General features: G+C 29.9%; 15 protein-coding genes. 11 read left to right on the top strand and 4 right to left on the bottom strand.

From position 1 onward, the window contains the following. From L8X30_RS05765 to msrA, 11 genes are all read left to right on the top strand, one after another. Nucleotides 1–1,317: an MATE family efflux transporter gene (locus L8X30_RS05765; RefSeq protein ID WP_263679438.1), complete on the top strand. Its 1,317-nt coding sequence runs from the start codon at nucleotides 1–3 to the stop codon at nucleotides 1,315–1,317. Further along, complete coding sequence (locus L8X30_RS05760; protein WP_263679437.1) at nucleotides 1,293–1,958, top strand: M48 family metallopeptidase; 666 nt, start codon at nucleotides 1,293–1,295, stop codon at nucleotides 1,956–1,958. The genes L8X30_RS05765 and L8X30_RS05760 overlap by 25 nt, the downstream gene beginning before the upstream one ends. A 73-nt stretch (nucleotides 1,959–2,031) precedes the next feature. Continuing rightward, nucleotides 2,032–2,859 carry a dipeptidase PepE gene (pepE, locus tag L8X30_RS05755; protein ID WP_263679436.1) on the top strand — a complete coding sequence of 276 codons (828 nt, stop codon included), beginning with the start codon at nucleotides 2,032–2,034 and terminating at the stop codon, nucleotides 2,857–2,859. Between the two features lie 99 nt (nucleotides 2,860–2,958). Continuing rightward, complete coding sequence (locus L8X30_RS05750) at nucleotides 2,959–4,473, top strand: hypothetical protein (RefSeq protein ID WP_263679435.1); 1,515 nt, start codon at nucleotides 2,959–2,961, stop codon at nucleotides 4,471–4,473. Continuing rightward, nucleotides 4,454–6,652, top strand: a complete 2,199-nt coding sequence (gene hypF, locus L8X30_RS05745) for a carbamoyltransferase HypF (RefSeq protein WP_263679434.1) — start codon at nucleotides 4,454–4,456, stop codon at nucleotides 6,650–6,652. The genes L8X30_RS05750 and hypF overlap by 20 nt, the downstream gene beginning before the upstream one ends. Before the next feature lie 63 nt (nucleotides 6,653–6,715). Then, nucleotides 6,716–7,450 carry a hydrogenase nickel incorporation protein HypB gene (hypB, locus tag L8X30_RS05740; protein ID WP_263679433.1) on the top strand — a complete coding sequence of 245 codons (735 nt, stop codon included), beginning with the start codon at nucleotides 6,716–6,718 and terminating at the stop codon, nucleotides 7,448–7,450. Next, a complete protein-coding gene (locus tag L8X30_RS05735) occupies nucleotides 7,450–7,731 on the top strand; it encodes a HypC/HybG/HupF family hydrogenase formation chaperone (RefSeq protein ID WP_039618343.1) in 282 nt (93 codons plus the stop codon). Before hypB ends, L8X30_RS05735 begins: the two co-directional genes overlap by 1 nt. Continuing rightward, on the top strand, nucleotides 7,718–8,809 hold the full coding sequence (gene hypD / locus L8X30_RS05730; protein WP_263679432.1) for a hydrogenase formation protein HypD: 1,092 nt from the start codon (nucleotides 7,718–7,720) through the stop codon (nucleotides 8,807–8,809). Before L8X30_RS05735 ends, hypD begins: the two co-directional genes overlap by 14 nt. A gap of 1 nt (nucleotide 8,810) precedes the next feature. Further along, nucleotides 8,811–9,782 carry a hydrogenase expression/formation protein HypE gene (gene hypE / locus L8X30_RS05725; protein WP_263679431.1) on the top strand — a complete coding sequence of 324 codons (972 nt, stop codon included), beginning with the start codon at nucleotides 8,811–8,813 and terminating at the stop codon, nucleotides 9,780–9,782. Further along, a complete protein-coding gene (locus L8X30_RS05720; RefSeq protein ID WP_039618337.1) occupies nucleotides 9,782–10,147 on the top strand; it encodes a hydrogenase maturation nickel metallochaperone HypA in 366 nt (121 codons plus the stop codon). The genes hypE and L8X30_RS05720 overlap by 1 nt, the downstream gene beginning before the upstream one ends. Then, nucleotides 10,137–10,643 (top strand): peptide-methionine (S)-S-oxide reductase MsrA, encoded by a 507-nt coding sequence (msrA, locus tag L8X30_RS05715; RefSeq protein WP_263679430.1) that lies wholly within the window; start codon nucleotides 10,137–10,139, stop codon nucleotides 10,641–10,643. The genes L8X30_RS05720 and msrA overlap by 11 nt, the downstream gene beginning before the upstream one ends. On the opposite strand, the gene L8X30_RS05710 is transcribed toward msrA, so the two are convergent. From L8X30_RS05710 to L8X30_RS05695, 4 genes are read right to left on the bottom strand one after another with little or no spacing between them, the layout of a single operon-like run. After that, nucleotides 10,640–10,840, bottom strand: a complete 201-nt coding sequence (locus L8X30_RS05710; RefSeq protein WP_263679429.1) for a DUF2892 domain-containing protein — start codon at nucleotides 10,838–10,840, stop codon at nucleotides 10,640–10,642. The two genes, msrA and L8X30_RS05710, sit on opposite strands and share 4 nt — an antisense overlap. Before the next feature lie 57 nt (nucleotides 10,841–10,897). Then, nucleotides 10,898–11,503 carry a Crp/Fnr family transcriptional regulator gene (locus L8X30_RS05705; protein ID WP_257404107.1) on the bottom strand — a complete coding sequence of 202 codons (606 nt, stop codon included), beginning with the start codon at nucleotides 11,501–11,503 and terminating at the stop codon, nucleotides 10,898–10,900. Nucleotides 11,504–11,542: 39 nt separating this feature from the next. After that, nucleotides 11,543–12,067 (bottom strand): thiol peroxidase, encoded by a 525-nt coding sequence (gene tpx / locus L8X30_RS05700; RefSeq protein WP_012661493.1) that lies wholly within the window; start codon nucleotides 12,065–12,067, stop codon nucleotides 11,543–11,545. A gap of 54 nt (nucleotides 12,068–12,121) precedes the next feature. Continuing rightward, nucleotides 12,122–14,149, bottom strand: a complete 2,028-nt coding sequence (locus tag L8X30_RS05695) for an ATP-dependent helicase (protein ID WP_263679428.1) — start codon at nucleotides 14,147–14,149, stop codon at nucleotides 12,122–12,124. Nucleotides 14,150–14,151 lie beyond the last annotated feature (2 nt).

The raw sequence follows: 14,151 nt of genomic DNA, 5'->3' as shown, positions 1-14,151 counted from the left end.
ATGGCTAGCAAGCAACTTTCGCTTAAACATCTTAGCATGCCTATATTACTTGAGATGTTTTTAAGGTATTTTTCTTTGATCATTAACACCGTTATGGTTTCGCAGTATTCTAACTTTTTAGTTGGAGCTATGGGTGCGGGAAATCAAGTAGCGGATTTATTTATCATCATTTTTAGCTTTTTAAGTGTGGGTTGTAGCGTGGTGATAGCCCAAGCTTTAGGGGCTAAAGATTATACTTTGGCTAGAAAAGTTATACATCAGAGCTTGTTTTTAAACGCTTTACTTGGCTTTGTGTGCGGTAGTTTGATTTTATGGCATGGAGAGTTTTTGCTTTATCTTTTGCAAATTCCAGATGAGCTTTTAAAAGATAGTGCGATTTATTTACACATGCTTGGAATTTGCTTGTTTTTTGACGCTATGGGTATAGTTTTAGCTGCTATTGTTAGGGTGTATAACATGGCTTATTGGGTTATGTTTACTACCTTGTTGATGAATGTCGTGATATTTATAGGGAATTTTTATGTATTGCATTTTACTAAGTTAGAGCTTTTTGGAGTAGGGCTTAGTAATATCTTTGGGCGTTTGATAGCCTTTAGCATGCTTATAGCAATACTTAGTTTTAAACTCAAAATTCATCTTAAATTTAAAGAAATGATAAACCTTGAAAAAGCTGTGCTTAAAAAGATTTTAAATATCGGTGGTTTTGCAGCAGGGGAGCATTTGATATGGTTTATTCAATACACCATAGCTTTTTCTTTTGTAGCAAGTTTAGGCAAAGAAAATTTAAGTGTTCAAACGATTTATTTTCAAATTTCTTTGCTTATCATGCTAGTAGGGCAAGCCATAAGCGTGGCAAATGAAATTATCATAGGTAAATTAGTCGGTGCAAAATACTTAAATGTAGCTTATAAACATACTTGGATAGCTTTGTATTTTAGCGTGGTTGCAAGTGCTTTTGTGGCTTTGCTTAATTATGTTTTGCAAGATTTCACTATGGGTGTAGTAAAGCTTGAAGAGAGTTTAAAAGAGCTTATGATACCGCTTTTTGCGCTTTCAATTTTCTTAGAAATTTCAAGAACCTTTAATATAGTCATGGTAAATTCACTAAGAGCAACAGGCGATGCGAGGTTTCCGTTTTTAAGTGGAGTGGTGTTTATGCTTGGAGTTTCTTTACCAGTTGGTTATGTGCTTTGTTTTTATGCTGGACTTGGAATTTTGGGAGTTTGGATAGGTTTTTGTGCAGATGAGTTTTTACGCGGTATAGTCAATTCATACAGATGGAAAAGTAAAAAATGGCAAGGCAAAGCACTAGTATAAAAGGAATTTTAGAATTTAAAGAATTTCGTTTTGCTTTTGAAAAGAAAAAACTCAAATATCTAAGACTAAGGATAGATAGGGATTTAAATTTCAAGCTTAGCATACCGCTTTATTATGAGCAAAGAGATGTTTTGAGATTTTTAGAAAAAAATGAAAGCTGGATTAGAGCTAAAGAAAAAGAACTTGCTTTAAAAAGAGTAGTTTTAGCAAGCGATGAGCTTTATTTTTTAGGTAAAAAATACAAGCTAATCTTTAATGAAAATTGTAAAAAAGTTCTCATAAAAAAAGATAAAATTTTCGCAAAAAATCAAAAGAATTTAGAGCTTTTTTTAAGGCGTAGCGCTAGGGTGATTTTTGAGTATTTTATAAAAAAATGGGAATTTGCTTTCCAAAGAAAGGTGCAAAGAATTTGCATTAAGGAAATGATTTCAAGATGGGGTTCTTGCAATCATCAAAAAGGCTATATAAACTTAAATTTAAAACTCATGCAAAAGCCCATTAAAGCTATAGAATATGTGATTTTACATGAACTTACGCATTTAATCTACCCACATCATCAAAAAGAATTTTATGATTTTTTACATAAATTAATGCCTGATTATAAAGCAAGAGAAAATTTTCTAAAAAGCCTTATTTTTTAACAAAAATTTATTTTAATTTAAAAAAACATTTATTAAAATAAATTGTTTTTAAATATCTTTTAAAGGAAAAACAATGAAAAGAAGAAGTTTGTTAAAAGTAGGTGCTTTGGGTTTAGCTGCTATGCTTTTTAGCGGGGTTGCATTAAATGCAAAGTCAAACGATTTAGTTAATTTTCCAAAAGATAAGCAAAAAGCTTTATTGCTTTCAAGCTCTGGATATAAAGACACTGGGTATTTAAACCATGCTTTACCTTGGCTTAAAGAATTTGTTGAAAAAAACAATTTAAAAGGCAAAAAGGTAGCTTTCATACCTTATGCAGGTGTTAGAAAAACTTATGAGCAGTATGAAGCGCAAGTTGCTAAAGCTTTAGAAAGCTTAGGACTTCAAATAATTAGCGTACATAGAGGCAATGCTGTTGATATTGTTAAAAGTGCTGATGCGATCTTTGTAGGTGGTGGAAATACTTTTGAACTTGTAAATCAACTTTATAATAACAATCTAGTAGAATTAATCGCAAAAAGAGTAAGTGAAGGTGTGCCTTATGTTGGCTGGTCAGCAGGCTCAAATGTAGCAGGTGCAACTATGATGACAACTAATGATATGCCTATAGTTGAACCAAAATCATTCAATACTTTCAATATTTTCCCTCATCAAATCAATCCACATTTTATCTCAGGCAAACCAGTAGGGCATAATGGCGAAAGCCGTGAAGAAAGATTAGAAGAGTTTTTGATTGTTAATCCTAAAGTAGTTGTTTATGCTTTGCCTGAAGGTGTTGCATTATTACTTGATGGCAAAAAAGCAAAAGTTTTAGGTATGGATAAAAATGCTCCACTTTTAAAACTTGAAAACAAAAAAGAAATTCAAAAAATCGCTATCGGTTCTGAATTTAACTACTAAAATAACAAGCTATCTATATTTTAGATAGCTTGTTTAAGCTTTCCTTAGAATTAAAATTGTTATATTTATGCTTTTAAATTTTAATTTTAAGGTTTTAACTTGCTTTTAGAAATTACTTTTGATTATAAATCTAAAAACGATATTTTTGAATATTTGTTAGCTTATTATGCTAAAGATTATGTGTATGATTATGAGCAAAAAGATGAAAAAATCATTATTAAAGTTAAAGGCGAAAAAGATGAAATTCAAGCCTTTTGTTCTAATTTAGAAAATATCAGCCACAGTGTTTTTTTAAACAAATTTGACTTAAAAGTTATAGAAGAAGATTTTACACCTATAAAAAAAGAAAAAAACTTCACTAAAAGAAGTTTTTTAACAAGACTTAATGCAAATGCTTATACCCAAGGTGAGCTTTTAGAAAATGAATGGGGTGTGTTTGTAGCAGAAGAGTTTAAAATAGAAAATGAATTTAATAAAATCACAAAAGAAAATTTCTGCGATAATTTAAAAAAAGCCTTAGAAAAATTAAAAAATAAAGAAAAAATATACTTTAAAAATTCAAAAGGGATTTATGCTTTTGAAATTTTTAATGAAGCATTAGATGATTTTTTAATGCCAAGTGATCCAAAACATATTAATGCATTTTTTTCCTGCAATAATGAACAATTTAAAATCTTAGCAGGGGTTGAAAAACCTCTAATGAAACTTAAATTTAATGCTATCTTTAGACAAAATCATCAATTAAATCATGAGTATTTTAAAATAAAAATATACGATAATCTTTTCTTGTTTGCTTTATGTTTTGAGCTTGAAAAAGAAGGAATTAAGTTTTTAAATTTTAAAAAGTTAGAACATTTTGAGGATGATTTTGAAGTGGCTTTAATCGAAAATGAGCTAGTAGTTTGCAGAGGTTATGATTATATTTTACCTGAGTTTAAAAATTTGATTTTTCAAAAAGAAGATAAAAATTTTGCAAGAATTTCTTGTATATTGTCTGATTTTAAAGACAAAAAGCCTTTGCTTTTAGAACTTAGTAAAAAATATGATGATATTATCTTACTTGATAAAGAAATCAATCTTTTAAAACTAAATTTACCAAAAAGCTTTGATGAGTTTTATGAAACTATAAGTCAAGATGATGTTGCTAAGAGATTACTAGCTAATTATGAAAAAGAATTTATTCTTGTGCGAAAAGAACTAAAGATGGCTAATAATTTTTTTAATCTTTTTGGCATGGTAGGGATGATTTTAGAGCTTGATGAAGATGTGCAAAGTGCTGCATTAGCGCTTTTAGCTTTAGCAGATGAGAGTAAAATGGCAAAAGGTGTTAGGATAGATTTTAAGCTTAATGAGCAAAAAGAATTTGATTATACTAAGACCTTAAGAAGCGTGATGAGTTTTAAGCTTGCTGGAGTAGAAAATCAAATCATAGCCTTAGGCGTTGTTGAGAGTTTGGCGTATTTTTTAAGAGATTTATTTGATGATTTAAAGGCTAAAGAACAAGTTGATTGTGCCGTGCTTAGCGGGAGCTTGTTTGAGCATAAAAGCCTTAGTAAGAATGTATTTAAACACATACCTTTTTTTAAGTTAAGTGATGTCCCACTTTGGATATGAAATTCATATTAAAGGGCTAGTACAAGGCGTTGGCTTTCGTCCTTTTGTTTTTAATATAGCTAAAGAGCTTAATTTAAAAGGTGAAGTTTATAATAATAGCTTAGGCGTTGTTATAATCCTTGAGTGTAGCAATGATGAATTAGAAATTTTTAAAGAAAAACTTTTTGCTAATTTACCACCTTTAGCTAGGATAGATGATTTTAATTTTTCTTATAAAAAACTTCAAAAAACTTATAATGAATTTAGCATAAGTATTTCACAAGATAGTGAAAAATTTAGTCCGATTTTAAGTGATTTTGCTCTTTGTGAGGATTGCTATAATGAATTTTATGATGAAAAAAACCCGCGTTTTAAATATCCTTTCATCACTTGCACAAATTGTGGGCCAAGATTTTCTATTATAAAAAAACTCCCATATGATAGAGCTAATACGACTATGGATGAGTTTAAAATGTGTTCTTTTTGTCAAAGTGAATATGAAGATCCCGCTAATCGTCGCTTTCATGCTCAACCACTCTCATGTCCAAAATGTAAAATTACTATCTTTTTAAAAGATAAAAATCAAAATATTTTAGCCAAAAATGAAAAAGCTTTTATCTTGCTTGCAAAGCTTTTAGAAGAAGGTAAAATCATAGCTTTTAAAGGTATAGGTGGGTTTCATTTAATTTGTGATAGCACAAATGAAAATGCTATAAATGAACTTAGAATACGTAAAAATCGTCCTAAAAAACCTTTTGCTATTATGGTAAAAGATCTTAAAATGGCTCAAGAATTAGCTTTTATCAATGAAGCCGAGGCAAAACTTTTAACTTCAAATTTAAAACCCATAGTTATTTTAAATAGCAAAAATATCCATAAAAGCTTAGCGCCAGATATTAATAAAATAGGTATTATGTTAGCTTATACGGGAACGCATTTAATGCTTTTTGAACATTTTAAAAAACCTATCATTGCAACTAGTGCTAATTTAAGCTCACAAAGCATTATTTATGAAGAAACAAAACTTTTAGAGCAACTTAGTGATGTGTTTGATTTTTATCTTGATTATGATAGAGCAATACACAATTCAAGTGATGATAGCATTGCTCAAGTTATTGGTAAAGAAGCAATGTTTTTAAGGACTTCAAGGGGTCTTAATCCACTTTATATTAACACAGCAGATATTTTTAATGTAAAAGAAAATATTCTAGCTCTAGGAAGTGAATTAAAAAATGAATTTGCATGTTTTTTTAAAAATCAAATTTTCATTTCTCCTTATATAGGCGATATGAAAAGTTTAGACATACAAGAGAGATTTTTTAAAATTTTAACTTTCTTTCAAAACTCTTATAAACTAAATTTTGATCAGATTTTAAGCGATAAACACCCACAATTTAACTATGTAAAAGAATTTAAAGATTATAAAAATTTTCGTGTGCAACATCACTATGCGCATTTGTGCGCTTGTTTATTCGAACATAAAATTTACAAAAATGATGTTTTAGCCTTTGTTTTTGATGGAACAGGCTATGGGGATGATGGAAAAATTTGGGGTGGGGAGATTTTTAGAGCGAGTTTAAAAAGCTATGAAAGGCTAAATCATTTTAAAAATTTCAAACTAATCAATGCAGATATTAAAAATATCGCAAATTTAGCTTTAGCTTTGATTTTTGATTTTAATTTAGAAAGCAAAGCTAGCGAGTTTTTAGCTAAATTTTCTCAAGTAAAATTAAACAATCTTAAAAAAATTCACACTCAAAGCTCTTTATATACGAGTTCTCTTGGTAGGATTATTGATGCTTTTGGCACTTTTGCTTTTGATATACAAAAGCTTGATTATGAAGCACAAATTGGGCTTTTGATGGAAAAATATTATGATAAAAATCTTGATTATAGTTACAAATTTGACATCAAAGAAAAAGAAATTTGCTTTAAAAATGCCTTTTTGCAGGCTTTAGAAGATAAAGATAAGGTTAAAATTAGCACAGGTTTGCTTAATGGCATTGCAAATTTAATTATAGAATATTCAAAAGATTTTAAAGAAGAAGTGCTTTTGTGTGGTGGGGTATTTCAAAATAAAACCTTACTTGAAATTTTAGATCGAAAAAAATTCGCTTATAAAACTTCTTTACAATTTCCTTGCAATGATAGCTCTATTGCGCTTGGGCAACTTGTGCATTATTTATCTTTAAAAACTTAATAAAACTCATATTTTTTTAATACTTTTTTATATACAATAAAATAAAAATATAAAGGAAAGATTATGTGTAAAGATTGTGGCTGTTCTATTAATGGACATGAGCATCATCATGATCACCATCATGAAAATCCAGCTTTAAAAGATGAAAAAACTATTAATGTTATTAGTAAAATTTTATCAAAAAATGATCATCAAGCAGCTCATAATAGAGAGCATTTTAATGAGTATAATACTCTTTGTATTAATCTAATGAGTTCTCCAGGAAGCGGTAAAACAACACTTTTAGAAGAAACTATAAAAACTTTAAAAGATGATTTAAAAATAGCCGTGATTGAAGGGGATTTAGAAACTAATAATGATGCAAATCGCATTATCAAAGCAGGAGGCTTAGCTCATCAAATCACCACAGGACAAACTTGTCATTTAGATGCTTTTATGGTGCATGAAGCTTTACATCATTTTAAACTTAGTGAACTTGATATAGTATTTGTTGAAAATGTGGGAAATTTAGTATGTCCTGCAAGTTATGATTTGGGTGAGCATTTAAATGTAGTTTTACTTTCAGTAACAGAAGGTAGTGATAAGGTAGAAAAATATCCAGTGATGTTTAGAAAGGCTGATTTATTAGTCATTACTAAAGCCGATTTAGCTCAGCATTTTGACTTTGATTTTAAAGCAGCTTCTATGGCTGCTAAAAGGCTAAATCCTAAAATAGATATTATGATTTTAGATAGCAAAACAAAAACAGGATTTGATCTTTGGATAAATTATCTAAAAATGAAAAAGGAGCTTAACTAATGTGTCTTTCTATACCTTCTAAAATTTTAGAAATTGATGAGCTAAATTCAGCTATAGTAGAAACTTTAGGGGTTAAAAGAAGAGTAAGTTTGGATTTAATAAGTGAGCCTTTAAAGGTAGGTGATTATGTGCTTATACATGTAGGTTTTGCTATGGAAAAAATCGACACTCAAGCTGCACAAGAGAGTTTAAAAATTTATACTGATATAGCAGAGAAAATGCAAAATGGGCAAATTGATGAAAATGAAGGCGATATGGGGCTAAAAAATGGATTTAATTAATGATTTTAGAAATAAAGAAAGAATTTTAGCCCTAAAAGAACTTATTGCTTCTAAAATTACTAAGCCTATTAATATCATGGAAATTTGTGGTGGACATACGCATAGTATTATGAAATTTGGTTTGCCTGATTTATTGCCCAAAGAAATTAATTTTGTTCATGGCCCAGGTTGTCCTGTATGTGTTATGCCAAGAGAGCGTATTGATGTAGCTTTAAAGCTTGCAAGTATGCCAAATACTATCTTTTGTGTATTAGGCGATATGCTTAAAGTGCCAGGAAGTTATGAAAGCTTAATTGATCTTAGAGCCAAAGGAGCTGATATTAGAGCACTTTATACACCTTTGGATGTGATAGATATAGCCATAAAAAATCCTGAAAAAAATATAATCTTTTTTGCCATAGGTTTTGAGACAACTACACCTATGAGTGGGGTGATTATAGAAAAAAGTATAGCCTTAAATTTAAAAAATTTATTTTTTCATATCAATCATGTATTAGTTCCACCCGCAGTAGAAACTATCATGCAAGATAAAAATGTAATAATTGATGCCTTTTTAGGACCTTCTCATGTAAGTGTTATCACAGGATCAAACATTTATGAACCTATTGCTAAAAAATACAAAACTCCTATAGCAGTGAGTGGTTTTGAGCCAGTTGATATAATGCTTAGTGTGTTAAATATAGTAGAGCAAATGAATGCAAATACTTTTGAAGTTTATAATGAATATCACAGAGTGGTTAGCAAAGAGGGAAATTTAAAAGCTAAGGCTTTAGTGGAAAAATACTTTAAACCTTGTGATTTTGAATTTAGAGGTCTTGGAGTGATTGTAAATGGTGGGCTTTGTTTAAAAGATGAATTTGCGCACTTAGATGTTAGCAAAGTGTTTGATTGTAAAGTGCAAAGTAAAGATGAGAGTAAAGCTTGTATTTGTGGTCAAATTTTAAGAGGCTTAGCTAAGCCTTATGATTGTAAGGTGTTTGCAAAAGCTTGCACTCCAAAAAATCCTATAGGTAGCTGTATGGTTTCTAGTGAAGGAGCTTGTGCGGCTTATTATAAATACTATCAAGATAAGGCATAAAATGAAACAAATTACTCTAGCCCACGGTGGTGGTGGCGAAGAAATGAATGCTTTGATAAATGAAATTTTTTCTATTTTTGAAAATGATGTTTTAAAAGAAGCAAATGACGCTGCTATTTTAGATGATTTAGCTTTTAGCACCGATTCTTTTGTACTAAATCCTATCTTTTTAAAAGATATAAATATAGGAAAATTAGCAGTTTGCGGTAGCGTAAATGATGTATTAATGGTAGGAGCAAAACCGCTATATTTATCGCTAGCTTTGATTTTAGAAGAGGGTTTTGAGATAGAAAAGTTAAAAATTATACTAAAATCTATAAAAGAAGAATGCGATAAAGCGGGAGTAAAACTAGTTTGCGGGGATACTAAAGTTGTTCCTAAAAATAAAGGCGATGAAATATATATTAACACTTCATGTATAGGTAAAAATATACAAAAAATCAATACCAAAGACTTAAAAAGTGGTTGTAGCATCTTAGTTTCAAGGGATATTGGAGCTCATGGTTGTGCAGTTTTGATTGAAAGAAATAATTTAGAGGCAAATATCCAAAGTGATTGCAAAAGCTTAAAAGATGAAGTTTTAGCGCTTTTAAATGCAGATATTTCTATAAAAGCAATGCGTGATGCTACGCGTGGTGGGCTTAGTGCGGTTTTAAATGAATGGTCTAAATTGAGTAATTTAGAGCTTTTAATATACGAAGAAAAAATTCCAGTTTGTGACGAAGTTTTAGGGGTTTGTGAGCTTTTTGGGTATGAGCCTTATGAACTTGCAAATGAAGGAACTTTTATTATTTGTGTAGATAAAAAAGATGAGCAAAAAGTATTAGAGATTTTAAAACAATTTAATGCTAATGCAGCCATTATAGGTGAAATCACAGCTAATGAAAAAACAAGAGTGGTTTTAGAAAATGCTTATGGAGCAAAACGCATTTTAGAGGCTCCAAAAGGCGAACTTTTGCCAAGAATTTGCTAATGCATGAGTTAAGTATTACAGAATCATTACTAGAGCTTTGCGAAGAATATGCTCAAGGAAAAGTTATTGAAGAAGTGCATGTTAAAATAGGGCGCTTAAGCGGGGTTGAACCTCCACTTTTACAAAGAAGCTTTGAAACTTTTAAAGAAAATAGTCCTTTGTGTAAGAATGCTAAATTTATTATGCATATTCAAGAAGTAGTAGTTGAATGTCAAAAATGCCATTTTAGCGGAGTGCTTGAAAATAATATCTTTTGGTGCCCAAAATGCGAAGATAAAGATCTAAAAATCATAGATGGAGAAGAACTTTATCTTATGCAACTTGTTTTAAAAGAAAATGAGGATTTAGAAAATAATGACAAATAAAGAAATTATCTTAGGTGCGGGTTGTTTTTGGTGTACTCAAGCTGTGTTTGATGAAATTAAAGGCGTAGTTTATACAGAAGTAGGTTATAGCGGTGGCAAGCCAAATCCAAGTTATGAAAGCGTGATAAATGGTGATGGGAATATAGAAGTAGCTAAGATAATTTATAATGAAAAACAAATTTCATTAGAAAAAATCTTAGAAATTTTTCTCAAAATGCATGATCCAACAAGCCTAGATAAACAAGGTGTTGATGAGGGGATACAATATAGATCAGTTATTTTTTATCAAACTAATGAGGAGTTAAAAATTATTAGCAATTTTTTACAAAAAGTACAAAAATATTACACTAAAGCTATAGTTACGCAAGTTTTAAAATTAGAAAAATTTTATAAGGCTGAGGATTATCATCAAAAATATTTTAAAAATAATCCCAGCCAAGCTTATTGTAGATTTGTCATTACACCAAAGCTAGAAAAACTAGTAAATCATTCCTAGTTTTTCTTTTTAGAAATAGGGCAAACCCCAAGTGGACAAGCTTGTTTTCCACTAAGTACTCTTATAGGACAAACAGCAAAAATACTTGTTAATAAAGGAATTAAACCCAATAATCCCCACCAAGTTGAAAAATAAACTCCTAAAGAAAACGCCACTATAGCTAAAGCTATTCTTAGCACTCTTTCTAATTTACTCATAATTTCTCCTTTTTGTTGATATTATAAATAAATTTTAAAAGTATTTCTGTGATAAAGTTACAAAGAAATTAGTATTATTTTAGATCTTTCAAGTTTGATTTTACCTTCTTTTTCTAATTCTTTTAAAATTCTTGAAACGGCTTCTCTGGCGCTTCCTAAGTGATTAGCTAAAGCTTCATGGGTAATTTTTAAAGTATTGTTGCTAGCATTTTCTTTCAAAAAATCACAAATTCTAGAAGATAAAGGCATAAATAAAGCTTGTTCTAAAACTTTGATTAAGGTATTAAAACGCTTGGTGATTAAACTTAAAACATAATTATTAATTTTTGGATATTTTTCTTTTAAAATTTGAAAAGTTGAAGAGGGGATGATGGCTATACTTGTATTTTGAGTACTTTGTATAAAAACATCATAAGATATACCATCCATATTACACTCAGAGCAAATAACGCATTCGTCATTTTCTTTAAGGTGAAAAAGTGTTATTTCTTTTGCATTTGGGGTTAAAATAAAAGCTCTAAGCTCACCTTTTAAAATTTTTATAAATCCTAAACATTTATCATTGACCTTAAAGTCTTTTTCGATGTTTATTATTTGTAAGTGCTCTTGTATAAGTTTGAGATCTTGTTTTTCTATTTCAAAACGAGAAAGAAAATTTTCCATGTTTTTAAATTTTAAAAGCCTATAAAAGGCTTTTAAATTTTAGTGGCAACCACAACCACCACATCCACAACTTTGACCAAAGAAGCTTTCTAAAGCTTGCATATTTGGAAGCTCTGTTACTTCATTTACCAATTCTTTATAAGCAACCACACCATCTTTAACTACAAACACTGCTCTAGCTAAAATTCCCTCAAGTGGACCATCAGCCATTAAAACACCATATTTTTCACCAAATTCTTTAGAAACAAAATCACTTGCAACAGTTAAATTATCTATACCTTCAGTTGAGCAAAAACGACCCATAGCAAATGGTAAGTCCATGCTAACTACGATTACTTCTACACCGCTTGCTGCTGCTTTTTTATTAAATTCTCTAGCTTCAGTTGCACATACTGGAGTATCAAGGCTTGGCACGCTGATAATAATTTGAGTTTTGCCTTTTGGGGCAATTTCAACACCTGAAAGATCTTTAGCTTTTAAGGTGATATTTGGAGCCATATCGCCAACTTGGATGTTGTTTCCTTTTAGATTTACTTTATTTCCTTTGAATAATACACTATTCATTTTTTCTCCTTGAATGATTTTTATTAATCATAATATAAAAAGATTAATAAAGTCTTATTTTTGTTCTTCTTTGCACATACCTGCTTCGATTAGAAAACACGAGGGTTGATAATTGCTTTTTTTAATCTTGTCATATTTTGCATAGCTTAAGTATAAAGTATCCTTAGCTCTAGTTACAGCTACATAAAAAAGCCTTCTTTCTTCTTCTAAACTTCCACCCATGCTCATGAGTTTTTGATTAGGAAATCTTCCTTGTGCAAGATCAATTACAAATACAAGCTCAAACTCAAGCCCCTTACTAGCATGTATACTTAAAAGATTAACCCCACTACCACTACTCATTTCACTAGCACCAAGAGTAAGAAAATTATAATATTTATAATTATCACTGTAATTTTTAGCAAGTTCTTTTAATACAAACATTTTTGCATTGATTTTTTCTAAAATTTCATTTTTTTTATTTAAATCAACATTGGAGTTTTTATTAGTCGCTCTTTTGGTTGCTAAAATATCACAAATTTCTTTAAAATAATCATTTTCTAAGATCAAATTTACAAGCTGAGTTGAAACCTTACACTCGCTTGCTTTTTTAATAAAAAGATAAATTTTTTCAAGATTTTTCGCACAAAGCTCGTTGATTTTAGGAAGGCTTAAAATAGGGTGGGTGTTAAATTCACTTTTTAGATTAAATCTTGAAGGCGAGGCTAGCTCCTCAATATCATCAAAAAGTCCTAGTTGGTAACTTTGTTTTTTGTATTTTTTTAAACTCACACTATTATCAGGATTTAAAAAACCTTTAATCAAACTAGAATGTCCCAGTTTTAATAGAGCGTCAAAAATATCTTTTGCTAAAACCCCGCCAACTCCTTTGGTATATTCAAGTAAGTGTATAAAAGCCATGATATCTTTTGGATTAAGCACGATTGCAAGCATAGAGCAAAAGTTTTTAACTTCCAAGCTTTCAAAAAAACTTCCCCCGCCTTTTCTTTTGCTTGCTATACCAAGTTCTCTCAAGGCAACTTCTACTCCATCTGCACTAGAATTGTTTCTAAAAATAACAGCGATTTCATCAAGATTAACTCCACTTTGTAAGATTATTTTTGCTATGGTAGAGTATTGATCAAATAATTCATTGAAAGTTAGCAAACTTGGTGCTTTAAAATCTCCTTCTCTAGTTACAATCAATTCTTTAGGATATAATCTTTCATTGTTTAAAATTACCTTATTAGCCAGCGCAAGTATATTTTTACTAGAACGATAGTTTTTATTTAAAGTAAAAATATTTGCATCGATAAATCTATCTTTAAAACTTCCTATAATAGAAATATCAGCCCCATTAAAAGCATAAATACTTTGGTCATAATCCCCCACACAAAATAAACTTTTACTTTTAAAAGCATCAATTAATGAACCTTGTAAAGTATTAGTATCTTGGTACTCATCTACCAAAATCTCATCAAATTCAAAATGATGTGAAGCTAAAACATGTTTTAATTTGATCAATAAATCATTAAAATCCACATAATTAAAACGTGCTTTTTCTTCTTCGTATTCTTTTAAAATATCTTCATAAATTTCAGCATAAACAGCTTGTTCATCATAATTTTGACAAAACCAATTATAAAATTCATCTAAATTTGCATTAGTATTTTGAAATAAAGAATACACATCATACAAATAACTTGGCATATAAGGTTTAGTGTCGCTTAAATGATGAAAAGTGCGTTTTTCAAAAATGGAACGTAAAAGAATTTTAAGCTCACTAGCAGGTTTTAAAATAATATCATGATTTAACTCTTTAAGTAGGGAATAAGCAGTGCTATGAAAGGTTCCTGCTGTGATTTTTGAAGTAATACTTTTATCAAAATACCTGCCAAGTCTTTCTATCATTTCCTTACTAGCTTTGTTTGTAAAGGTTAAAAGCATAATTTTTTCAGGCTTTATACCATTTTGAAGTAAAAAGGCTATTCTTGCAACTATGGTTGAAGTTTTACCTGTGCCTGCACTTGCTATGATTAGATTGTGCCCAAAAGGAGCACTAGCAGCTTTGTATTGTTCTTCATTTAAATGCGATAAGGGCATGA

The organism is Campylobacter sp. CNRCH_2015_0338h (assembly GCF_025772785.1).
Lineage (GTDB): Bacteria > Campylobacterota > Campylobacteria > Campylobacterales > Campylobacteraceae > Campylobacter_D.
Note: the sequence above shows the minus strand (reverse complement) of the source record. Positions and strands in the feature narration are given on the sequence as shown.